The sequence below is a fragment of the Nocardioides sp. cx-169 genome (genome assembly GCF_021083605.1).
In the GTDB taxonomy this organism is placed as follows: Bacteria; Actinomycetota; Actinomycetes; order Propionibacteriales; family Nocardioidaceae; genus Nocardioides.
In genome coordinates this window covers 1-21,229 of record NZ_JAJNRO010000011.1, presented here as the reverse complement: position 1 = coordinate 21,229, position 21,229 = coordinate 1, and the positions used below count along the sequence as shown (strand labels likewise).

General features: G+C 71.7%; 22 protein-coding genes. 5 read left to right on the top strand and 17 right to left on the bottom strand.

The genetic code is table 11. The annotated features are described in order from the left end of the window. Positions 1-573, bottom strand: a complete 573-nt coding sequence (locus LRP67_RS16595; protein WP_231271280.1) for a hypothetical protein — start codon at positions 571-573, stop codon at positions 1-3. Between the two features lie 203 nt (positions 574-776). Here LRP67_RS16595 and LRP67_RS16590 point away from each other — a divergent pair, with 203 nt between their 5' ends. Next, complete coding sequence (locus tag LRP67_RS16590; RefSeq protein WP_231271279.1) at positions 777-1,262, top strand: hypothetical protein; 486 nt, start codon at positions 777-779, stop codon at positions 1,260-1,262. Beyond that, a complete protein-coding gene (locus LRP67_RS16585) occupies positions 1,262-2,608 on the top strand; it encodes a hypothetical protein (protein ID WP_231271278.1) in 1,347 nt (448 codons plus the stop codon). Before LRP67_RS16590 ends, LRP67_RS16585 begins: the two co-directional genes overlap by 1 nt. 82 nt (positions 2,609-2,690) lie before the next feature. Here the strand turns inward: LRP67_RS16585 and tsaD are convergent, their stop codons facing one another. Genes tsaD through glmS form a run of 9 tightly spaced genes read right to left on the bottom strand, consistent with a single transcriptional unit; the run spans position 2,691 to position 11,610 of the window. Then, positions 2,691-3,746: a tRNA (adenosine(37)-N6)-threonylcarbamoyltransferase complex transferase subunit TsaD gene (gene tsaD, locus LRP67_RS16580; RefSeq protein WP_231271277.1), complete on the bottom strand. Its 1,056-nt coding sequence runs from the start codon at positions 3,744-3,746 to the stop codon at positions 2,691-2,693. After that, complete coding sequence (gene rimI, locus LRP67_RS16575; RefSeq protein ID WP_231271276.1) at positions 3,743-4,207, bottom strand: ribosomal protein S18-alanine N-acetyltransferase; 465 nt, start codon at positions 4,205-4,207, stop codon at positions 3,743-3,745. Before rimI ends, tsaD begins: the two co-directional genes overlap by 4 nt. After that, entirely contained in the window at positions 4,204-4,836 is a 633-nt protein-coding gene (gene tsaB / locus LRP67_RS16570) for a tRNA (adenosine(37)-N6)-threonylcarbamoyltransferase complex dimerization subunit type 1 TsaB (protein WP_231271275.1), read from the bottom strand. Before tsaB ends, rimI begins: the two co-directional genes overlap by 4 nt. A gap of 13 nt (positions 4,837-4,849) precedes the next feature. Beyond that, positions 4,850-5,740 (bottom strand): tRNA (adenosine(37)-N6)-threonylcarbamoyltransferase complex ATPase subunit type 1 TsaE, encoded by an 891-nt coding sequence (tsaE, locus tag LRP67_RS16565; RefSeq protein ID WP_231271274.1) that lies wholly within the window; start codon positions 5,738-5,740, stop codon positions 4,850-4,852. After that, positions 5,737-6,825: an alpha/beta fold hydrolase gene (locus tag LRP67_RS16560; protein ID WP_231271273.1), complete on the bottom strand. Its 1,089-nt coding sequence runs from the start codon at positions 6,823-6,825 to the stop codon at positions 5,737-5,739. The genes tsaE and LRP67_RS16560 overlap by 4 nt, the downstream gene beginning before the upstream one ends. Further along, positions 6,822-7,961, bottom strand: a complete 1,140-nt coding sequence (gene alr / locus LRP67_RS16555) for an alanine racemase (protein ID WP_231271272.1) — start codon at positions 7,959-7,961, stop codon at positions 6,822-6,824. The genes LRP67_RS16560 and alr overlap by 4 nt, the downstream gene beginning before the upstream one ends. A gap of 31 nt (positions 7,962-7,992) precedes the next feature. After that, positions 7,993-9,372: an NAD(P)H-hydrate dehydratase gene (locus tag LRP67_RS16550; protein ID WP_231271271.1), complete on the bottom strand. Its 1,380-nt coding sequence runs from the start codon at positions 9,370-9,372 to the stop codon at positions 7,993-7,995. Between the two features lie 26 nt (positions 9,373-9,398). After that, complete coding sequence (locus LRP67_RS16545) at positions 9,399-9,752, bottom strand: holo-ACP synthase (RefSeq protein ID WP_231271270.1); 354 nt, start codon at positions 9,750-9,752, stop codon at positions 9,399-9,401. 13 nt (positions 9,753-9,765) lie between these two features. Next, a complete protein-coding gene (gene glmS, locus LRP67_RS16540; protein WP_231271269.1) occupies positions 9,766-11,610 on the bottom strand; it encodes a glutamine--fructose-6-phosphate transaminase (isomerizing) in 1,845 nt (614 codons plus the stop codon). Positions 11,611-11,676: 66 nt separating this feature from the next. Here glmS and coaA point away from each other — a divergent pair, with 66 nt between their 5' ends. Then, positions 11,677-12,663 carry a type I pantothenate kinase gene (gene coaA, locus LRP67_RS16535; protein ID WP_231271268.1) on the top strand — a complete coding sequence of 329 codons (987 nt, stop codon included), beginning with the start codon at positions 11,677-11,679 and terminating at the stop codon, positions 12,661-12,663. A 21-nt stretch (positions 12,664-12,684) separates the two neighbouring features. Here the strand turns inward: coaA and LRP67_RS16530 are convergent, their stop codons facing one another. The 4 genes from LRP67_RS16530 to rplM are packed head-to-tail and all read right to left on the bottom strand — an operon-like array spanning position 12,685 to position 15,723. Beyond that, positions 12,685-13,329: a hypothetical protein gene (locus tag LRP67_RS16530; RefSeq protein ID WP_231271267.1), complete on the bottom strand. Its 645-nt coding sequence runs from the start codon at positions 13,327-13,329 to the stop codon at positions 12,685-12,687. Positions 13,330-13,388: 59 nt separating this feature from the next. Further along, a complete protein-coding gene (glmM, locus tag LRP67_RS16525) occupies positions 13,389-14,735 on the bottom strand; it encodes a phosphoglucosamine mutase (RefSeq protein WP_231271266.1) in 1,347 nt (448 codons plus the stop codon). 10 nt (positions 14,736-14,745) lie between these two features. Beyond that, on the bottom strand, positions 14,746-15,246 hold the full coding sequence (rpsI, locus tag LRP67_RS16520; RefSeq protein ID WP_231242189.1) for a 30S ribosomal protein S9: 501 nt from the start codon (positions 15,244-15,246) through the stop codon (positions 14,746-14,748). 33 nt (positions 15,247-15,279) lie between these two features. Next, positions 15,280-15,723, bottom strand: coding sequence for a 50S ribosomal protein L13 (gene rplM / locus LRP67_RS16515; RefSeq protein WP_231271265.1), 444 nt, complete (start codon positions 15,721-15,723; stop codon positions 15,280-15,282). Positions 15,724-15,997: 274 nt separating this feature from the next. Here rplM and LRP67_RS16510 point away from each other — a divergent pair, with 274 nt between their 5' ends. Continuing rightward, complete coding sequence (locus tag LRP67_RS16510; RefSeq protein ID WP_231271261.1) at positions 15,998-17,287, top strand: citrate synthase; 1,290 nt, start codon at positions 15,998-16,000, stop codon at positions 17,285-17,287. 57 nt (positions 17,288-17,344) lie between these two features. Here LRP67_RS16510 and LRP67_RS16505 read toward each other — a convergent pair whose 3' ends face one another. Genes LRP67_RS16505 through LRP67_RS16495 form a run of 3 tightly spaced genes read right to left on the bottom strand, consistent with a single transcriptional unit; the run spans position 17,345 to position 19,786 of the window. Continuing rightward, on the bottom strand, positions 17,345-17,947 hold the full coding sequence (locus tag LRP67_RS16505) for a DUF3558 family protein (RefSeq protein WP_231271264.1): 603 nt from the start codon (positions 17,945-17,947) through the stop codon (positions 17,345-17,347). Beyond that, positions 17,940-18,335 carry a hypothetical protein gene (locus LRP67_RS16500; RefSeq protein ID WP_231271263.1) on the bottom strand — a complete coding sequence of 132 codons (396 nt, stop codon included), beginning with the start codon at positions 18,333-18,335 and terminating at the stop codon, positions 17,940-17,942. Before LRP67_RS16500 ends, LRP67_RS16505 begins: the two co-directional genes overlap by 8 nt. Further along, on the bottom strand, positions 18,335-19,786 hold the full coding sequence (locus LRP67_RS16495; RefSeq protein WP_231271262.1) for a hypothetical protein: 1,452 nt from the start codon (positions 19,784-19,786) through the stop codon (positions 18,335-18,337). The genes LRP67_RS16500 and LRP67_RS16495 overlap by 1 nt, the downstream gene beginning before the upstream one ends. 151 nt (positions 19,787-19,937) lie before the next feature. Here LRP67_RS16495 and LRP67_RS16490 point away from each other — a divergent pair, with 151 nt between their 5' ends. Next, entirely contained in the window at positions 19,938-21,227 is a 1,290-nt protein-coding gene (locus LRP67_RS16490; RefSeq protein ID WP_231271261.1) for a citrate synthase, read from the top strand. Positions 21,228-21,229 lie beyond the last annotated feature (2 nt).

The following is a 21,229-nucleotide window of genomic DNA, read 5'->3' as shown; positions in this document are numbered from 1 at the left end:
TCAGTCGACGGTGACGGTGGCGAGCACGGCCGCGGCGATCCGCTCGCGCTCCTCCGCCGGGACGTCGAGGGCGAAGGTCAGCGTCACCGAGAGGCTCAGGCCGTCCTTGACGGTGCCGTAGTCGAGCAGGTAGGAGGCGGCGTCGATCTGCCCGGCGATGTGGTACCACTTGTCACCGCCGACGGTGACGAACGGCTGGAGCTTCGGCTGCTGGCGGTAGACCGCACTGCGCATGCGCGCCCGGGCGGAGTCCTCGACGCTCATGGTGCCCTGGGCCAGGTCGGGGTACTCGCCGATGAAGAGGGTGTCGATGCCGGTGCTCACGTAGGCCTGAGCCGTGTAGGGATCGCCCTCAGGACTGATCTCCCAGCCCTCCGGTGCGCGCACGCTGAACCGCTTGACGCGCAGCTCCGGCCCGGCCGCCGGCTCCACGCTGGGTGAGGACGGGGTCGGCGAGGGGCTCTCCGCGCCGGCGTCGCTGGTGGACGCCGTGGGCGACGGGTCCGGAGCGGCCGACGGCTCGTCGTCGGAGCAGCCGGCGGCCAGCACCAGGACGACGGCCAAGGCCGTCACGGATCCGAGATTGCGCACCACTCGACACTCCTTCGTTGGTGTTGGGCGCACATGCTAGCCGGATCCGAGGCTGGCAGGCGGGCCGTCGGCCGCGCTCCTTACCGCGCGCCGGAGAGCCTGGGTCGATCACGTTTGAGTGCGCACCGGGGCGGGTAGGCGAGGCTGACACCGTTCACGACACACCCCAGACCGAGGAGAAGGTCATGGCAGCACAGGGTGACTACACCCAGGCCACCACTGGGTTGATGCAGGCCACCACGGCCGTCAACGCCGTCGGGATAGCTCCGGCTGTCGGCGGCGTCGCAGGCCTCCTGCAAGTCATCGAGGTGGACGACGCCACCATCAAGGCGATCGTCTCGATCCTCGACAGCGGCGTCGCGGGGCTCGACACCCCCTTCGACAACGTGCCTCCCGGGGCGTTCGGCGGCTCCCAGAGCGGCAGCGAGCTTGCGCACCACACCGAGCTCGCGCACGCCAAGGTGCGCCAGGCGATGCACGACATGATGACCGGGCTCAACGGCTACCGGCAGGGCATCGAGACCTACGTGGCCAGCTTCGCGAACGCCGACGAGGCGTCGGCGAGCGCCTCGAGCACCCTGCTCAGCACGGTCGAGGCCTATCAGCCGTGCCTCACGGCGCCCGACGTCAGCACCAACAACTCCTGCGCAGCACCCAAGGAGGACGGCTGATGGTCACCGGCCCCCAGCAGCAGCGACTCGAGACGGCCCTCGCCGGCGCGTCCGAGGATGTGGTCGCCGCCGGCGCCCGAGAGTGGCGCCGGTGCGCGAACCTGCTCAACAGCGTCGCCATGGCTCTTGAGCACGCCTCCGGGCTCGAGACCAGCCTGGGCGGCCAGACCGGCCCCGCGATGGCCAAGGCCTTCCGCACGTCCGCGAAGGGCATGCGCGCCAAGCAGGACGAGCTGATGATGGGCAACGAGGCGCTCGGCGTGGCCCACGGCGCCATCGTCGCCGCCCGGGTCGGCAAGTCCGAGATGAACCACTACTTCCCACAGGCGCCGAACCCCGGCCCGTACCGGCCGCCGCCGGGTCCCAAGGACGGCTCCGACCTCCCGGCACAGACTCAGCACCAGGAGCAGATGAAGGCGTTCAACGACACCTTCGAGGCGCGCGAGAACATCGCGCGCCAGCTGGCCGACCGAATCGACACGGACTTCGGCGAGGCCACGCAGACGATGAAGGCGATCCACGGCATCCCGGACCCCGAGCAGCCCGCCACGCCGGCAGACCCCTCGCCGTACGTGCCTCCCAGCGGCGGCCTGCCCCCCGGTGGCAGCACGCGCCCGCCCCGTGGCACCGGCCACGCCGCCATCGGCCACAACCCGAACCACGGGGTCCAGGTGGTCCCGCCGGACGACAACACCTGCGCCTTCCCCCCGCCGCCGAACCAGGAGGTGCCGGTGGAGGAGACGCCCACCGAGCCTCCCGGCCTCCAGCCCACGCCCACGCCCACGACGACGGAGCCTCCGGGCATGCCGCCGGGCGCCGTCCCCACGACTCCGGGCGGGCCCGGGACGATCGGTGGCGGTGGCGGCTCAGGTGGCTTCCCGTCGGCAGCCGCCGGAGCGATCGCCGGAGGCGGACTCGCGGGCGCGGCCGTGGCCGGCATCCGTGGGGCGATGAGCCGCGTCGCGGGCGTCCATGCCGCGACTGCCGGCTCTGCGGCCGGCCGGCCGATCGGCGCCACCTCACGAGCCGGTGCCGCCGGTGCCCTAGGTCGCGGGGCGGCCGCGAGCCCCGGCGGCGGAGCCGGTGCCGGTCGCGGCGCCGGCGGTCGCGGAGCAGCGGCGAGTCCCGGCGGCGGTGCGGGCGGACGCGGCGCGGGCGGACGCGGTGCAGCGGGCGGACGAGGTGTCGCAGGCGGCGGAGCCGGCGGTCGCGCGGGCGCAGCCGCGGCGGGGACCGGTCGCGGCCGCGGCAAGGACGAGCAGGAGCGTCGCGGCGATCGCGACCTCTTCGACGACGGCCAGGACTGGATCGACGACGCGGACGCCGCGCCCGGCGTCATCGACTGACGGCCACCTTCGGGAGGCACGTCGCGCTATCTGCCCCGGGATACGCTCCCGGGGCAGGTAGCGGGGCGTGCCTCCCGCCCTCTCAGGACCCTTCGGCCAGGACCTCGGTGACCGGGAGGCTGGAGTCGGCGGGCAGGTCCAGCGGCGACGCGGGGCGCCCCCTGGCCACCATCTCCGCACCGAGCGCGGCCACCATGGCGCCGTTGTCGGTGCACAGCCCCGGCCTCGGCACCCGCACCCGGATGCCGAGGCGGCCGGCGCGCTCCTCGGCCATGGCCCGCAGGCGGGAGTTGGCGGCCACCCCGCCGCCGATCAGCAGGTCCTCGATGCCCTCACTGGCGGCGGCGTCCAGCGCCTTGCGGACGAGGACGTCGCAGACGGCCTCCTGGAAGCTCGCGGCGACGTCGTTGACGGGGACCCGCTCGCCGGCGCGCTCCTTGGCCTCCACCCAGCGCGCGACGGCCGTCTTGAGGCCGGAGAACGAGAAGTCGAAGCGGTGCCGCTCGAGGTCGCGCCTGCCGGTGAGGCCTCGCGGGAAGTCGATCGAGACGCGGTCGCCCTCGCGGGCCACGCGGTCGATGTGGGGCCCGCCGGGGAAGGGCAGCCCGAGCAGCCGGGCCACCTTGTCGAAGGCCTCCCCCGCCGCGTCGTCGATGGTCGTGCCCAGGGGATCGACGCCGGTCGTCACGTCGGTGACCCTGAGCAGGCTGGAGTGCCCGCCGCTGACCAGCAGCGCCAGGCACGGCTCCGGCAGCGCGCCGTGCTCGAGCTGGTCCACCGCGACGTGGGCGGCGAGGTGGTTGACGCCGTAGATCGGCTTGCCCAGCCCGAGCGCCAGCGCCTTGGCGGCCGCGACCCCGACGAGCAGCGCGCCGGCAAGCCCCGGCCCGTGGGTCACCGCGATCGCGTCGACGTCGCGCAGCGCGATACCGGAGGTCTCGCACGCCCGCTCGATGGTGGGCACCATCGCCTCCAGGTGGGCGCGGCTGGCGACTTCGGGTACGACGCCGCCGAACCGGGCGTGCTCCTCCACGCTGCTCGCGACGGCGTCGGCGAGCAGCGTGTGGCCGCGGACGATGCCGACCCCGGTCTCGTCGCACGAGGTCTCGATGCCGAGGACGAGTGGCTCCTGCTTCACGGGGTCCATCCTCCCCCGCCGGCCGCGCCGAGCGGTCGGCGCATCACCACCGCCGGCGCTCCGTCGCGGTAGTAGCGCGGGCGGCGGTCGACCTCGACGAAGCCGCGGGCGGCGTAGAACGCGAGCGCCGGCGCGTTCGTCTCGCGCACCTCGAGCAGCAGCCGGTCGGCTCCCCCGGCGTCGGCGAGCGCCACGACGGCGTCGAGGAGGGCGGAGGCTACGCCCCTGCGGCGCAGGTCGTCGCGTACGGCGATCCGCTGCAGCTCCGCGATGTCGGCCACGACGCTCGCGACGGCGTACCCGGCCACCTCGCCGTCGTCGGCGACCACGTAGTGCACGGTGGGCAGGTTGCCCTCGACCCCTTCGCGGACCAGGCCCTCGGACCAGGCGTCCTCACCGAGCGCCTCGGACTCGAGGTCGGCGATCGCCGTCACGTCGGCGGGTGTCGCGGCGCGGATCACGACACCCGCTTCGGCGGCCGGGGGGTCTCCGCGTCCGGGCGGCGCAGGTAGAGCGGGTCGGGGTCGTAGAGCTCCGCGAGCTCCTCGGCCACCACCCGCGCCAGCCAGCCGGCGCTGGGCCGGAGAGGACCGGTGTGGCCCGGGAACGCCGTCGGGTAGAGGGCACCGCCCTCGCCGACCACGGGCAGCTCGGTGGCGACGGTGTCCGGCTTGGCCACGGCCGGACCGGACTGGCGTACCCCGCCGTCGTCGTACGACGCCAGGTAGACCTCCTTGCGCCGCGCGTCGGTGGCCACCACGAAGGGCCCCGGCAGGCGCTCGGCCGCCTCTGCGGCGAGGACGTCCAGCGAGCACACGCCGTAGACCGGCAGCTCGAGGACGTAGGCGAGGGTGCGGGCGGTCACGAGGCCGACCCGCAGGCCGGTGAACGGGCCGGGGCCGACGCCGACGGCGATCGCGGTGAGGTCCTGTCGCACGAGCGCCGCCTGCTCGAGCGCCCTCTCGATGAGCGGGGCCAGCTGCTCGCCGTGCTTCATCGACCGCTCGGAGGTCAGCTCCACCACCACGTCCTCGCCGTCGTGGAGGGCGACGGCGACGGTGGGCGAGGCGGTGTCGAAGGCGAGCAGCACGGACCGAACCTACTCAGTTGGCCCAGCGGGTGCCGACGCCGAGTACCTCGACCCGTCGCGGGTCGAGCTCACGCTCGGCCTCGGCGGCGCGGGTGATGCGCACCTCGAGCCGGGAGTCCGACAACCCTTCGGCCATGCCCTCGCCCCACTCGACGACCGTGACCGCCTCGTCGAGCGAGGTGTCGAGGTCCAGGTCGTCGAGCTCCTCCAGTCCGCCCAGGCGGTAGGCGTCGACGTGGACCAGGTCGGGCCCGCCCCTCAGCGAGGGGTGGACGCGGGCGATGACGAACGTCGGCGAGGTGACCGCACCGCGCACCTTCAGCCCTTCGCCAAGGCCCTGCGTGAACGTCGTCTTGCCGGCTCCGAGGCCGCCCGAGAGCACCAGCAGGTCACCGGGGCGCAACTCACCGGCGATGCGGGCCCCCAGGGCCCGCATGTCCTCCGACGTCGGGGCGTCGAAGGTTCTGGGCAGTGGCCGGGAGAGCTCGACGTAGGGCCAGCGGCGATCGGCCTGGGCGAAGCCGCGGCGCTGCCAGAAGGCCACCGTCGCGGGCAGCTCCTCGCGAGCGACCACCGAGAGCCGGGCCTTGCCCGGCCAGGCCTCGACGGCCGCGTCGACCATCGCGGCGGCGACACCGTGGCCCTGGGCCGCGGGCAGCACCCCGAAGCGGCGCAGGTAGACCGAGTCCCCCACCGGGTCGAAGAGCAGCGCGCCGACGGGCTCGTCACCCACGCGGGCGACGAGCCCGCCGTTGAGCGCGAGGCGGGTCCCGATGGAGTCGACGGTCTCGCTGAGCGCGTCGGCAGGCGGGTCCAGCGGCGGCCGGCCGGCGAAGGCCTCATGGACGATGTGATGGACCACCTCGGCCGACTCGTGGCCGACGCGGCGGACGGTGAGCGTCACCGGCCCGCGAGCCGCGTGGACGCGGCCGTGATCAGCTGGTCGAGCTCGGCGGTCACCTGGTCGTGGCGCTCGAGGGGGACCATGTGCCCGGCGCCCTCGCACTCGAGCAGCCGGGAGCCGGCGATGCGCTGGTGCAGCTTGCGGCTGTGGCCGAGCGAGGTGAGCCGGTCCTCGGTGCCGCAGATGATGGCGGTCGGCACGCGGCCGAGGACCTCGACGATGTGGAACTTGTCCAGGCTGCTGAAGCTCGGGAAGAACTCCGCCACGACCTCGAACGGCGTGGCCGAGAGCATCTCGTCGACGAAGTCCACGTACGCCGCCGGCACGTCGTCGCCGAAGGCGAAGAGGTCGGTCCCGACCCGCGCGATGGCGGAGCCGACACGGCGCAAGCCGTCCACCGATCGGTGGCGCCGGCCCAGGGACCGCACCGCCCTGCTGGCCACCCGGCCACTCAGGCGGCTGGGCAGCATCGGCAGCAGGATCCGGCCGACGTCGAGCCCGCCGGCCGTGGTCGAGATCAGCCCCACGCCGACCACGCGGTCGCCGATGAGCTCGGGGAACTGCTCGGCGAGAGCGACGACCGACATGCCGCCCATGGAGTGACCGACGAGGACCACCGGGCCCTCGGGGACCACCTCGTCGATCACCTGCTTGAGGTCGCGACCGAGCTGCTCGATCGTGGCGTGCTCGTGGGAGGACCGGCCGGAGCGACCGTGGGAGCGCTGGTCGTAGAAGACCGTGCGCACCAGTCCCCGGTAGGCGCCACGCTGGAAGTGCCAGCAGTCGAGGTTCAGGCAGTAGCCGTGGGCGAACACCAAGGTGATCTCGGGCCCGGGCTCGCGACCCGACAGGCGGCGGTGCCGGGCCGGCGGCTCGGTCACCTCGTCGACCTCCACGTGCAGCGCCACGCCGTCCTCGGCGATCACGCTCCTGGGTGTGGAGCGGAGCGTGCCGAACGGGGCGGTGACGTCGTCACGGCGGCTCTCGATGGCGTGGTTGCGGCGCGCGACCTCGAGCGCCGTGCCGGCCGCGGCGAGGCCGACGGCACCCGCGGCGACTCCCAGAAGCTTGCGCTGGACGCTCATGAGCTCACCTCGCTGTCGACATGGGTGCGGGCCATCCGGCCGCCGATCCGAGTGACGATCTCGTAGCTGATGGTGCCGCAGGCCTCGGCCCACTCCTGGGCTGTGGGCTCACCGTCTCCCCCCGGCCCGAACAGCACCGCGTCGGCTCCCGCGTCGGGCAGGTCACCGCCCAGGTCGACGACGAACTGGTCCATGCAGACGCGTCCGCGCAGGGGCCGGCGCCTGCCGCCGACGGCGACTTGGGCGACGTTGCTCGCGGCGCGGGGCACCCCCTCGCCGTAGCCGGCCGGGACGAGCCCGACGGTGGTGGGCTGCTCGGCGGTCCAGAGCTGCCCGTAGGAGACCGCGTCGCCGGCCTCGAGGGACTTCACCATCGCCAGCCGCGCGCGCGCGGTCATGGCCGGCACCAGGCCGAGGTCTGGCGTGTGCCCGGGTGCGGGGTCGAGCCCATAAATGGCGATGCCACAGCGGACCAGGTCGAAGCGGCTGCTGGGCCTCAGGATCGCGGCGGCGGAGTTGGCGAGGTGGCGTACCTCCGGGCGCAGCCCGGCCCGCTCGGCGGCCGCGAGTGCGCGCTCGAACGCCGCCTCCTGGGCGTCGTTGGCGGGGTGGGCCGGCTCGTCGCTGCACGCGAAATGCGACCACAGACCGGTGATGCGCCAGCGCCCGGCCTCCTCGCCCGCCAGCGCGTGGGCGAACAACCCCTCCCAGTCGCGCTCGGCCGCCCCGCCACGGGAGAGGCCGGTGTCGACCTTGAGCTGGACGCGCGCCGGGGTCCCGGTGGCGAGCGCGGCCGCGGCCGCGGCGATCTCGTCGAGCTCGGCGACCGAGTAGGCCGTGACGTCGATGTCCGTGGCCAGCGCGGTGCCGTAGTCCTCGCCCGGCACGGTCAGCCAGCACAGCAGCCGGCCGGAGTCGCCCGCCACGCGCAGCGCCACGGCCTCGTCGAGGGTCGCAACGCCGAGCCACTCCGCGCCGGCGTCCCGCGCGGCCGTGGCCACCTCGTGCATGCCGTGGCCGTAGCCGTCCGCCTTGACCACCGCCATGACCGGGACCCCGGCGGTACGGCGCAGGGTCCGGACGTTGTGGCGGATCGCGGCGAGGTCGACGACGATCTCGGCTCGCGGGCTGGTCATGCCTGCGATTGTCCCATCCGAGGCCGTCGCGTCAGCCCACGGGCGGGAGGCCTCGCACCACGGCGGGCACGGCGCCGGCGATCTGGCCGGCCATCAGGGGGCCGCCGGAGCCGGCCAGGGTGGCGGCCGCACCGTGCAGCCAGGAGCCGACCGAGGCGGCGTCGAACGGGTCGAGCCCCGCCGCCAGCAGCGCGCCCACCAGGCCGCCGAGGACGTCTCCGGCGCCCGCCGTCGCGAGCCACGGCGTCCCGGTCGTCGTGACCCGGGTCCGACCGTCGGGCGCGGCGACGAGCGAGTGCCGCCCCTTGAGCAGCACCACGCAGCCGTAGGCGGCCGCGGCCTCGCGCGCGTGGGCCAGCGGCCGGGCCTCGATGCCGGCCCGCTCCCGGTCGAGCATCGCGGCGAGCTCGCCGGCGTGAGGAGTCAGCACCACGGGGCGCTCGAGCGGGGCGACGACGTGGGCGAGCGCGTCGGCGTCGACGACCGTGGGGACGTCGTCGCGCAGGGCTGCGGCGAGCTCGGCGGCGGCGTGCTGCCCGCTGCCCGACCCGACCACCCAGGCCTGGACCCGCCCCGCGCCGACGACCTCGGGGTGGGTGTCGCGCACCCGCCGCGCTACGGCGGCGTCGCCGACGTAGCGGACCATGCCGACCAGGCCGCTGGCGGCCCCGGAGACGCTGAGCAGGCCGGCGCCCGGGTACTCCTCGGAGCCGGCACGGACGCCGACCACCCCGCGGGTGTACTTGTGGGCATCCGGGCTGGGCCGCGGCAGCAGGGCCGCGACGTCGTCCGGCTGGAGCGCCTCGACCTGGGCCGGGGGCAGCTCGAGCCCGAGGTCGACCAGCTGGACCACGCCGCAGGCGGCCGCGGCCGGGTCGACGAGATGGGCCACCTTGTGGGTGCCGAAAGTGATCGTGACGGCGGCCCGCACGTGGGGCCCGTCGAGCTCGCCGGTGTCGACGTCGACGCCGGAAGGCGTGTCCACCGCGACCACCGGGACACCGGTGAGCCGCTCCAGCGCGGCCACCGCGTCCTGCCGCAGCCCGGGCCGCCCGCCGATCCCGGTGATCCCGTCGACGACGAGGTCCGGGCGTCGGCCCTGCCACCCGACCCGCCCCCCCGCCGCGCGCAACGCCGCCAGTCCGTCCTCGTGCACGGTCTCGCCCAACCGCCACGCCTCGACGGCCACGCCGCGCCTGGCGAGCACCGCGCCGGCGTACAGCGCATCACCGCCGTTGTTGCCCCCACCGACCAGCAGCAGCACCCGGCGCCCGTAGGCCGAACCGAGCAGGTCCAGCACGGCGTAGGCGAGCCCGTGCGCCGCCTTGTGCATCAGCGCCCCCTCGGGCAGCCGCGTCAGCAGCGCGTCTTCCGCGGCCCGGACCTGCTCGACGGTGTGGGCGTACCTCATGCGCCCACGCTAGCGGCGACCCACGCTCAGGACTCGAGCACGACCACGGCCGACGCGATGCCGGCGTCGTGGGATAGGGACAGGTGGACGTGGGCGACGCCCAGGTCGGCGGCGCAGGCGGCGACGGAGCCGCGTACCTCGAGCACCGGGCGGCCGGACTCCTCCGACACCACCTCGGCGTCGTGCCAGGCCATGCCGACCGGCGCACCGAGCGCCTTCGCCATCGCCTCCTTCGCGGCGAACCGCGCAGCGAGGGAGGCCAGGGGGCGGGCGGCCTCGGCGGGGGTGAACAGGCGCGCCGCGAGGCCCGGCGTGCGCGCCAGCGCGGCGCCGAAGCGCTCGATGTCCACCACGTCGATGCCGACGCCGATCACCGCCACGGTCGCAGCCGGCTCACTCGACGGTGACGGACTTGGCCAGGTTGCGCGGCTGGTCGACGTCGTGGCCCATCGCGGTGGCAAGCTCGCACGCGAACAGCTGCAGCGGCACGACTGCGACGAGCGGCTGCAGAAGCACCGGCACCTTGGGCAGCCGGATGAGAACGTCGGCGTACGGCTCGATCGAGGTGTCGCCCTCCTCGGCCAGGCAGATCGTGCGCGCCCCCCGCGCTCGCACCTCCTGGATGCCGCTGATCATCTTGTCGTGCAGCTGGTCGCGCCCCTGGGGAGGTACGACGCACAGCACCGGCAGACCCTCCTCGATGAGGGCGATCGGGCCGTGCTTGAGCTCGCCCGCGGCGAAGCCCTCCGCGTGGATGTAGGCCAGCTCCTTGAGCTTCAGGGCCCCCTCGAGCGCGACCGGGTAGCCGGCGTGACGTCCAAGGAACAGCACGGAGCGCGTGTCGAGGTGACTGCGGGCCAGCTCGTAGACGCTCTCGGCGGATGAAAGGACGCTCTCGATGTGGCCGGGCATGGCCTCGAGCTGGTGCATGATCTCGGTGACCTCGTCGCCGTAGCGCGTGCCCTTGACCTGCGCGACGTACAGCGCGAGCAGGTAGCAGGCGACGAGCTGGGTCAGGAACCCCTTCGTGGAGGCGACGCCGATCTCCGGGCCGGCGTGGGTGTAGATGACCGCATCGGACTCGCGCGGGATCGTGGACCCGTTGGTGTTGCAGATCGCCAGCACCTTGGCGCGCTGGGTGCGGGCGTGCCGGATCGCCTGCAGGGTGTCGGCGGTCTCCCCCGACTGGCTGATCGCCACGATCAGGGTCGAGTAGTCGAGGATCGGGTCGCGGTAGCGGAACTCCGAGGCGAGCTCCACCTCGACCGGGATCCGGGCCCAGTGCTCGATGGCGTACTTGGCCACCATGCCGGCGTAGAACGACGTGCCGCAGGCGATGATGATGATCTTGGTGACGTCGCGGATCTCGTCGTCGGAGAGGCGCATCTCGTCGAGCTGCAGCAGTCCGTCCTCGCTGTGCCGGCCCAGCAGGCTGTCGGCGACCGCCCGCGGCTGCTCGAAGATCTCCTTGCGCATGAACCAGTCGTGGCCGTCCTTCTCGGCGGCCGACAGGTCCCACGTGACGTGGTAGCGGCGCCCCTCCGCCGGCGCGCCGTCGAAGTCGGTGACCTCGACGCCCTCCCGGGTGAGGGTGACGACCCGGTCCTGCCCGAGCTCGAGGGCCTCGCGGGTGTGCTCGATGAACGCCGCGACGTCGCTGCCGAGGAAGTTCTCCCCCTCGCCGATACCGACGACCAGCGGCGAGTTGCGGCGCGCGGCGACCACCCGGTCGGGGTCCTCGCTGTCGACCGCGACGAGCGTGAAGGCGCCCTCCAGCCGGCGGCAGACATGCTGCATCGCCGTCGTCAGGTCCTGGCCGGAGAGCACCTGCGACTCCAGCAGCTGCGCCGCCACCTCGGTGTCGGTCTCGGAGAGCAGGCCGTGTCCGGCCGCCTCCATCTCGCTGCGCAGGCTCGCGAAGTTCTCGATGATGCCGTTGTGGACGAGCGCCACGCGCCGCGCGCCGCCGGAGTGTGGGTGCGCGTTGACGTCGTTGGGGGCGCCGTGGGTGGCCCACCGGGTGTGGCCGATGCCGGTCGTGGACTCCGGGAGCGGCGCTTCGGCGATCGCCTTCTCGAGGTTGGCGAGCTTGCCGGCCCGCTTCTCCGTGGCCAGCTCCCCGCTCGCGACGAGGGCGATCCCCGCCGAGTCGTAGCCGCGGTACTCCAGTCGCCGCAGACCCTCCACGACGACCTGCTGGGCCTGCCTGGAGCCGACGTATCCGACGATGCCGCACATGGGCCCCACTGTAGAGGGACGACGCCGCTCACCCCGGTGCGCCCGGCTGCTGCAACAATCCTCCGCATGTCGACAGGCGGGGGCAACCGCAACGGTGCCCACGACGAGTCCCCCCGGGAGCCGTCGCCCTACATCGAGCTCGACCGAGCGGCGTGGGCGGCCCTGGGCGCCGAGACGGAGAACCCGCTCAGCGAGGATGAGATCCGCAACCTGCGAGGCCTCGGGGACGCCCTCGACCTCGACGAGGTCCAAGCGGTCTACCTGCCCCTGAGCAAGCTCCTCAGCCTGTACGTCGAGTCGGCCGGCAAGCTGCACCGCGAGCAGGAGGCGTTCCTGCACCAGCGCACGCCGCCCCGCACCCCGTTCGTGATCGGCCTCGCCGGGTCGGTGGCCGTCGGCAAGTCGACGACGGCGCGGGTGCTCCAGCAGATGCTGGCCCACTGGCCCGAGCACCCCAACGTCGCGCTGATCACCACCGACGGGTTCCTCTACCCCAACGCCGAGCTCGAGCGGCGCGGGATCCTGCACCGCAAGGGCTTCCCGGAGTCCTACGACCGCCGCGCCCTGCTGCGGTTCGTGGTGGACATCAAGTCGGGCAGGGACGAGGTCGAGGCGCCGACGTACTCGCACCTGGTCTACGACGTGGTGCCCGGCGAGAAGGTCGTCGTCAAGCGCCCCGACATCGTGATCATCGAGGGGCTCAACGTCCTCCAGCCGGCCCGCGTCCGCGACGACGGCACCGCCGGGCTGACCCTGAGCGACTTCTTCGACTTCTCCGTGTACGTCGACGCCGGGCGCGACAAGATCCGCGAGTGGTACGTGTCGCGGTTCCTGCGGCTGCGCGAGACGGCGTTCCGCGACCCGCACTCGTACTTCGCGAAGTACGCCGCGCTGTCCCAGGAGGAGGCCATCGCGGAGGCCGAGCGCATCTGGGACGGCATCAACGGCCCCAACCTCGTGGAGAACATCCTTCCGACCCGCTCGCGCGCCACGCTGGTCCTGCGCAAGGACCGCGACCACTCGGTCCGCTACGTCCGGCTCCGCAAGCTGTGAGCGCCCCCCGGCCCCAGCAGGTCATCGGCGAAGACTCCTCACGATGCGTCGGGCCACGGCCTCCGACATCGACCCACGTCCGAGGTCGCGCACCAGCACGAGCGTGACGACGCCCGAAGGGCCTCGGGTGCTCACCAGGTCCACGCCGGCCCTCGCCGGCCGGCACGGGCCGGGCGCCACCGGCACGACGGTGTGCGTCCGCACCGCTGACGAGCCGTCGGCGAGCCGCACCCCCACGACCCGTACGCCGACCGGCTCGCCGTCGGGACCAGCCACCGCCGCTGCCCACGCCCCCGTGAGCCGAGCGACGACCTCGCGCGCCGTACCGGGCATGGGCGGCAGCAGCCCGGCGAAACCCCGATTGGACGGCCCGCCGTGTCTGGCGCAGTACCCCTCGTCCAGCACCGCGGGCCCCGCGACCCCCACGGCCGGCTCGCCGCGCCGGTCGGCGTAGTAGAGCACCTCCCCCGGCCCGCTGACGCGCCAGCCCGCCTGCACCGGCGGCACGGTGAAACGCCCAGCGTGACGCTGCACCACCTGCCAGCCCGCTGACGGGGCGGGGGTTGCCGCCGGTGGGGCTGCGGGCCCCGGGGCGAGCGTCACGGCCCAGGCGACGAGGGTCGTCAGTGTCGCGCAGGCACCGAGCAGGAGAGCCAGTCGCTCCATGCCTCGTGTCTAGCGTCGGCTGACTGCGAGCGCGACCGGCCCTCCACAGGGAATGCCGCTCAGAGCGCGAGCTGCGCCTTCACGACCGCGGCGAGGCGGTCGGCGACGTCCTGGGCGAGCTCCTGGGTGGGGGCCTCGACCATGACTCGGACGAGCGCCTCGGTGCCGGAGGGGCGCAGCAGGATGCGACCGGTGTCGCCGAGGGCGTACTCCTCCTCGGCGAGAGCGGCGGCCAGGACGGGGTCGTCGTCCGCACGGGTCTTGTCGACGCCCGGGACGTTGACCAGCACCTGCGGGAGCCGAGTGACGACCGAGGCCAGGGAGGCCAGGGTCTGACCTGTCTCGACCATGCGGTCCAAGACGTGCAGTGCGGTGAGGATGCCGTCACCGGTGGTGGCGTGCTCGCTCATGATGACGTGTCCGGACTGCTCGCCGCCCAGCGTGTAGCCGGCGACCCGCATGGCCTCGAGCACGTAGCGGTCGCCGACCTTGGTCTGGCGCACGCCGAGCCCGGCGGCCTTCATCGCCTGGACGAAGCCCAGATTGCTCATCACGGTGGCGACGACGGTGTCCTTGACCAGCCGGCCGGCCTCCGCCATCGAGATCGCCAGGATCGCCAGGACCTGGTCACCGTCGACGACGTTGCCCTCGTGGTCGACGGCCAGGCAGCGATCGGCGTCGCCGTCGAGCGCGAAGCCGGCGTCGGCGCCGTGCTCGAGCACCGCGGCGCGCAGCGGCTCGAGGTGGGTGGAGCCGCATCCATCGTTGATGTTGAGCCCGTCGGGCTCGGTCCCGATCGCGACCACCTCCGCACCGGCCAGGCGAAGCGCGCGGGGACCGGCCTCGAAGGCGGCACCGTGGGCGCAGTCCAGCACGATCCTGAGCCCGGCCAGGGGCCGTTGACGGGTGGCGAGGAGGTGGTCGACGTACTCCTCGACCGGGGTCGCGTACGGCGAGACTCGACCGACGTCGCCGCCGAGCGGGCGGTCCCAGGCCATCTCGAGGTGAGCCTCGATGTCGCGCTCGACCGCGTCGTCGAGCTTCAAGCCGCCGCGGGAGAGGAACTTGATGCCGTTGTCGGGCATCGGGTTGTGCGAGGCGCTGATCACCACGCCGAGATCGGCGCCCAGGGCGTGGGTCAGGTACGCCACGCCGGGGGTCGGCAGGACCCGCAGGCGGATCACGTCGACGCCGGCGGAGGCGAGCCCCGCCACGACGGCGTGCTCGAGGAACTGCCCGGAGATCCGGGTGTCGCGGCCCACCACCGCGATCGGCCGCGGCCCGGCGTACTCGCCGCGATCGACGAGCACCCGGGCGGCGGCGACGGACAGGTCCAGGGCCAGCTCAGCGGTCAACTGACCGTTGGCGAGGCCCCGGACCCCGTCCGTGCCGAAGATGCGCGGCAAAGCCGTGCGATCAGCGCTTGCTGAACTGAGGCGCCTTGCGGGCCTTCTTGAGACCGGCCTTCTTGCGCTCGATGACGCGCGCGTCGCGGGTCAGCAGTCCGGCCTTCTTGAGCGCCGGACGGTTGGACTCGACGTCGATGGCGTTCAGGCAGCGGGCCACGCCGAGGCGCAGGGCGCCGGCCTGACCGGTGATGCCGCCGCCGTGGATGCGGGCGATGACGTCGAAGCGGCCCTCGAGCTGGAGCTCGGCGAACGGCTCGTTGACCACCTGCTGGTGCAGCTTGTTCGGGAAGTAGGAGTCGAGCGTGCGCCCGTTGACGGTCCACACGCCGGTGCCGGGGACGATGCGCACGCGGGCGACGGCCTCCTTGCGCCGGCCGGTGGCGGCCGCAGGGGCGATGGTCGCCGGGCGGGCGGGGGTGTCCGCGTGAGCGGCGCTCTCGGAGCTGTAGGCAACGCCCTGCTCGTCGGTCTCGTAGGTCTCCTCGACCTCGGTGCTGGTGTCAGCCACTGTGTTCCTCAACCTTGCTTTCGACGTCGATGATTACTGGGAGATCTGCGTGATCTCGAAGGGGACGGCCTGCTGGGCCGAGTGGGGGTGGTTCGGGCCCGAGTAGACCTTGAGCTTCTTCATCAGGGCGCGGCCGAGCTTGTTCTTCGGGAGCATCCCCCAGACGGCCTTCTCGACGGCCTTGCGGGCGTCCTTGTCGAGCACCTCGCCGATGGGCGTGGAGGTCAGACCACCCGGGTAGCCGGAGTGGCGGTAGGTCATCTTGGTCGTCCGCTTGTTGCCGGAGAGGGCGACCTTCTCGGCGTTGACGACGATGACGAAGTCACCGGTGTCCATGTGCGGCGCGTAGATCGGCTTGTGCTTGCCGCGAAGGAGCGTGGCCACCTCGACGGCGAGACGCCCGAGGACGACGTTCTCGGCGTCGATGACGTGCCAGTCGCGCTGGATGTCTCCAGGCTTGGGGCTGTAGGTGCGCAAGGCTGTTCTTCTCTCTCGTTCGTGGGGCCCGGCGGAGGTGACCCCCGGGCGGTGCTGCTGCGGCTTCTGACGAACACGGCCCGGCTCGGCACCGACCGTGAGGGCGGTGGCGTCCGGGACTGCACCCCGACCCGTGGAGCGGGTCCGAGCGCGGCAGGAGTCGCGACCGACAAGACTACGGCGCCGCCGGCGACGGGGTCAAAACGAGGCCGCGGGACGTCGTAGCGGCGGACCGGGGTTCGCGCCTCGCCCACCCGCGTTTAGGTTGGACCGCGTGACTGACTCTCTCACCGTCCGCGACAACCGCACCGGACAGGAGTACGACGTACCCATCCTCGACGGCACCATCAAGGCCGCCGACGTGGGAAAGATCAAGACCGGGGAGGACGAGCCCGGTCTGGCCGTCTACGACCCCGGCTTCGTCAACACCGCCTCCTGCCGCAGCGCCGTGACCTTCATCGATGGCGACAAGGGCATCCTGGAGTACCGCGGGTACCCCATCGAGCAGCTCGCCGAGAAGTCCAACTTCCTCGAAGTGGCCTACCTGCTCGTGCACGGCGCCCTGCCCAGCAAGGCCGAGTACGACTCGTGGGTCCACGAGATCACCTACCACACCTTCGTCCACGAGAACGTCAAGACGTTCATGCAGGGCTTCCGCTACGACGCCCACCCCATGGGCATGCTCATGGCCTCGGTCGGCGCCCTCTCGACGTTCTACCCCGACGCGCGCAACATCACCGACGCCGACAACCGGCACATGCAGATCGTGCGCATGATCGCCAAGATGCCCACCCTCGGCGCCTGGTCCTACCGCCACGCCCAGGGCAAGCCCTACGTCTACCCCGACAACGAGCTCTCCTACACCGCCAACTTCCTCTCCATGCTCTTCAAGATGAGCGAGTCGAAGTTCGAGGCCGACGAACGACTGGTCAAGGCCCTCGACGTGCTCTTCATCCTGCACGCCGACCACGAGCAGAACGCCTCCACCAACGCGGTCCGCTCGGTGGGCTCCACCCAGGTCGACCCCTACTCCGCAGTCTCCGCCGGCGTCGGCGCCCTCTTCGGCCCCCTGCACGGCGGCGCCAACGAAGCCGTCCTGCGGATGCTGCGCCGCATCGGGTCGAAGGAGAACATCCCCGACTTCATCAAGGGCGTCAAGGACGGCAACGAACGCCTCATGGGCTTCGGCCACCGCGTCTACAAGAACTACGACCCCCGCGCCAAGATCATCAAGAAGTCCGCCGAGGACGTCTTCGAGGTCACCGGCACCAACCCCCTGCTCGACATCGCCCTCGAGCTGGAGAAGATCGCCCTCGAGGACGAGTACTTCGTCAAGCGCAAGCTCTACCCCAACGTCGACTTCTACTCCGGGCTCATCTACGAAGCCTTCCAGTTCCCACCCGAGATGTTCACCGTGCTCTTCGCCATCGGCCGCACCCCCGGCTGGCTGGCCCAATGGCTCGAGCTCGTCCAGGACAAAGAACAGAAGATCGCCCGCCCCAAGCAGATCTACACCGGCGACCGCACCCTCGACTTCACCCCAGCCTCCGAGCGCTGGGCCTGAGCGCCCGACACCGGGCGTACGACGCCCCGACGGGCCTGCCCGTCGGGGCGTCGTACCTCAGGCGGCTCCGGCCGCGACCTGCTCCGCCGAGGCGAGCACCAGCGACTCCATCTGCTCGACCAGCTTCCCCCCGGACTCGAAGTGGTTCAGGGTGACCAGGAGAAGGCGCTCGCCCACGTGGGTCACGAGCCCGACGCGGGTGACCTGGCCCCCGTCGCTCACCATGAGTCCGGGGGCTCCGGCGACGGTCACTTCCTGCGGGACCTCCGTGCCAAGGACCTTGGCCTGCTCCACGTCCTGCTCGAGGGTCCCGTGCCCAGGCGTCAGGTCGATCCTCAGCACGGAGTAGTCGGCGAAGGTCAGTGCGCAGCTCTCCCGCTTGCCCGGCGTGCCCGCGGTCGACGGCTCGGTCACCTTCACGCCGGTCTCGGCGCTCAGGGCCGACGCGTCGATGGCGTCGCACGCGGCCGACGCGGATCCGCTGGTCGGGGCGCTGGAGGTCTCGGAGGGTCCCGAGGTCCCTGACGGTTCGGGCGAGGCACTCGACGAGTTCGTCCCGGACGGCCCCTCCCCGGTGTCCTCGTCGCCGTCCGAGCACCCGGTCAGGAGGAGGGACAGCCCGAGCGCAGCGGCGGCGAGGGCCCGTCGCCGATCAGCCACGTCGCACCTGCGAGGTGTACCGGTCCAAGGTGGCGCTCATCTCTCTCGTCGTCGCGACGATCGCCGCCTGGACGATCTCGAAGCCACGGTACTCATCCTGGGGTCGCTGCCAGAACCGGTCCCAGGTGGTGGCGCGGCGCTCCACCCGATCGTGCACGGTGCGGAAGTGCGCGGGCGCGTCGTCGGCGCCGGTGAGCTGTTCGAGGGCCTCGACGATCTCCGGCTCGAGCGGGCGGGACGCCTCCTCGTCGAGGATCCGGTCGACGAGGTCGTCGACCTCGGCCAGTCGCGCCTCCAGGGTCGCGGACGCACCACCGGCCCGGGCTGACTCGAGCAGCAGGTCGACCGCCTCGGCCGGTTCGGCGCTGGATGCGTCGTAGTACTCCATCACCTGGCTCCCTGCGGGACCTTCACGTCGTCTCGAGGAGCGATGACCGAGGGCGGGGCCATCGGCGGGTGCCACTCCTCCTCGGGCTCCCCGGTCAGGGGGTTGACGGGCCCCGAGGAGTTGGGCCCGGACGAGTCAGGCAGGCAGTCCTCGTCGTAGTAGACGCTGGGGTCGGTCTTGCCGGCCTCGGCCACGCCCTCGTCGACCTTGTCCTCGAGGTCGTCGTACGCCGTCCCCTCGGGGTCGCCGAAGTCGGTCTTGAGGTCCTTGAGCGACTTCTCGATGTCCCGGGTGTCGGAGGGCAGGTCGTTGAGGTTCATCTTGGCTCGGGCGTGCGGCAGCTTCTGGACGATGGCGACGACCTGCTTCACCGTCTTGATGCGGTCGGCCTGTTCCCTCGCCCACTCCTCGACCTCGGTGGCCAGACCGAACGCGACCTCGATGAGGTTCTTCACCGTCTTCACGTCCTCGACGAGGTCGGTGAAGAACGCCGTCCCCTTCTCCGCGATCTCCTTGACGGTGGTCAGGATGCCGATGACGGCGTTGATCCGCTTGAGGAGGAACTTCATCAGCTTGAAGAGCTTCTGCGCCAGCACCCGGATGATCTTCTCGACCTTCATGGCGATCCGCTCGCTCATCGTGGCCAGGCTCTCGAAGACGCCGGCCAACCCGTCGATGACGCCGGAGATGGCGGTCATCACCGCGCCGTAGAGGGCGATGTGGATGTTCAGCGCGCTGCCTGCCTGGCCCTTCATCGCCTGGATGGCGTTGCCCGCGAGCAGGCCGAAGTTCACTGCGTAGTCCCGGAACGCCTTGGCGAGCTTCTTGCAGGCCGACGAGTTCTGCTGGATGGCGTAGTAGTCGCCCGAGAGCGGGAAGACGATGAAGTCCTCGAGGCTCTTGTCGGGCAGCTCGTCGAAGATGTCGATGCCGTGGTCGCGGCACCACTTGATGCACTCGTTGACCTTGTCGCGGGCGGCGTCCCAGCCGCTGACCACCTGCTGGAACGGCTCGTCGTGGCCCTTGGGGAACCGCTGCTTGCCCTCCTCGGGAGCGGTGAGCCGGTCGGCTGGGTCCCTGAGGCCCACGATGCGGACCTCGATGCCCGGGCCGCCGCCGTCGCCCTGGCCCGGCTCTCCGGTGAGCTTGTCGAAGTCGAACTTGATCGTCTCGTCAGTGGCGTAGACGTGCTTGGCGGTCGTGATCGTGGCCGCCTGCAGGCCCTCGAATCGCGTCTCGAAGGTGCTCTTCATCGTGGAGAAGTAGCCGCGCATCTCGCCCATGGCGTCGGCCAGCGGCTTCAGCGCGAACGGCTCGAAGTCGAAGCCGGCGGTGCTGCAGACGTGCTCCTCGACGTAGGAGTCCATATCGGCGACCTGCTCCTTGATGGTCACCATGTCCTCGAGCAGCATGTCGAGACTGCCCCACTGGATCTGCAAGACGTCACCCATGTCGCACTCCTCGTCGTGGCCTGCTGCACGGTTCCTACCCATGGCACCGCGCAAGAAAACCCGGTCACGCTCGACGACCGCGGTCGTGCGGACAGTCCCACCCGTGGACCGGGGTTCGCGCCTCGCCCACCCGCGGTTTAGGTTGGACCGCGTGACTGACTCTCTCACCGTCCGCGACAACCGCACCGGACAGGAGTACGACGTACCCATCCTCGACGGCACCATCAAGGCCGCCGACGTGGGAAAGATCAAGACCGGGGAGGACGAGCCCGGTCTGGCCGTCTACGACCCCGGCTTCGTCAACACCGCCTCCTGCCGCAGCGCCGTGACCTTCATCGATGGCGACAAGGGCATCCTGGAGTACCGCGGGTACCCCATCGAGCAGCTCGCCGAGAAGTCCAACTTCCTCGAAGTGGCCTACCTGCTCGTGCACGGCGCCCTGCCCAGCAAGGCCGAGTACGACTCGTGGGTCCACGAGATCACCTACCACACCTTCGTCCACGAGAACGTCAAGACGTTCATGCAGGGCTTCCGCTACGACGCCCACCCCATGGGCATGCTCATGGCCTCGGTCGGCGCCCTCTCGACGTTCTACCCCGACGCGCGCAACATCACCGACGCCGACAACCGGCACATGCAGATCGTGCGCATGATCGCCAAGATGCCCACCCTCGGCGCCTGGTCCTACCGCCACGCCCAGGGCAAGCCCTACGTCTACCCCGACAACGAGCTCTCCTACACCGCCAACTTCCTCTCCATGCTCTTCAAGATGAGCGAGTCGAAGTTCGAGGCCGACGAACGACTGGTCAAGGCCCTCGACGTGCTCTTCATCCTGCACGCCGACCACGAGCAGAACGCCTCCACCAACGCGGTCCGCTCGGTGGGCTCCACCCAGGTCGACCCCTACTCCGCAGTCTCCGCCGGCGTCGGCGCCCTCTTCGGCCCCCTGCACGGCGGCGCCAACGAAGCCGTCCTGCGGATGCTGCGCCGCATCGGGTCGAAGGAGAACATCCCCGACTTCATCAAGGGCGTCAAGGACGGCAACGAACGCCTCATGGGCTTCGGCCACCGCGTCTACAAGAACTACGACCCCCGCGCCAAGATCATCAAGAAGTCCGCCGAGGACGTCTTCGAGGTCACCGGCACCAACCCCCTGCTCGACATCGCCCTCGAGCTGGAGAAGATCGCCCTCGAGGACGAGTACTTCGTCAAGCGCAAGCTCTACCCCAACGTCGACTTCTACTCCGGGCTCATCTACGAAGCCTTCCAGTTCCCACCCGAGATGTTCACCGTGCTCTTCGCCATCGGCCGCACCCCCGGCTGGCTGGCCCAATGGCTCGAGCTCGTCCAGGACAAAGAACAGAAGATCGCCCGCCCCAAGCAGATCTACACCGGCGACCGCACCCTCGACTTCACCCCAGCCTCCGAGCGCTGGGCCTGAGC

What these genes read in the sequence shown, in the direction of transcription:
- LRP67_RS16590 (WP_231271279.1), top strand. Translation starts at nt 777, where the DNA reads ATGGCAGCACAGGGTGACTACACCCAGGCCACCACTGGGTTGATGCAG.
- LRP67_RS16585 (WP_231271278.1), top strand. Translation starts at nt 1,262, where the DNA reads ATGGTCACCGGCCCCCAGCAGCAGCGACTCGAGACGGCCCTCGCCGGC.
- LRP67_RS16560 (WP_231271273.1), bottom strand. Translation starts at nt 6,825, where the DNA reads ATGAGCGTCCAGCGCAAGCTTCTGGGAGTCGCCGCGGGTGCCGTCGGC.
- alr (WP_231271272.1), bottom strand. Translation starts at nt 7,961, where the DNA reads ATGACCAGCCCGCGAGCCGAGATCGTCGTCGACCTCGCCGCGATCCGC.
- LRP67_RS16550 (WP_231271271.1), bottom strand. Translation starts at nt 9,372, where the DNA reads ATGAGGTACGCCCACACCGTCGAGCAGGTCCGGGCCGCGGAAGACGCG.
- glmS (WP_231271269.1), bottom strand. Translation starts at nt 11,610, where the DNA reads ATGTGCGGCATCGTCGGATACGTCGGCTCCAGGCAGGCCCAGCAGGTC.
- coaA (WP_231271268.1), top strand. Translation starts at nt 11,677, where the DNA reads ATGTCGACAGGCGGGGGCAACCGCAACGGTGCCCACGACGAGTCCCCC.
- LRP67_RS16530 (WP_231271267.1), bottom strand. Translation starts at nt 13,329, where the DNA reads ATGGAGCGACTGGCTCTCCTGCTCGGTGCCTGCGCGACACTGACGACC.
- LRP67_RS16500 (WP_231271263.1), bottom strand. Translation starts at nt 18,335, where the DNA reads ATGGAGTACTACGACGCATCCAGCGCCGAACCGGCCGAGGCGGTCGAC.
- LRP67_RS16495 (WP_231271262.1), bottom strand. Translation starts at nt 19,786, where the DNA reads ATGGGTGACGTCTTGCAGATCCAGTGGGGCAGTCTCGACATGCTGCTC.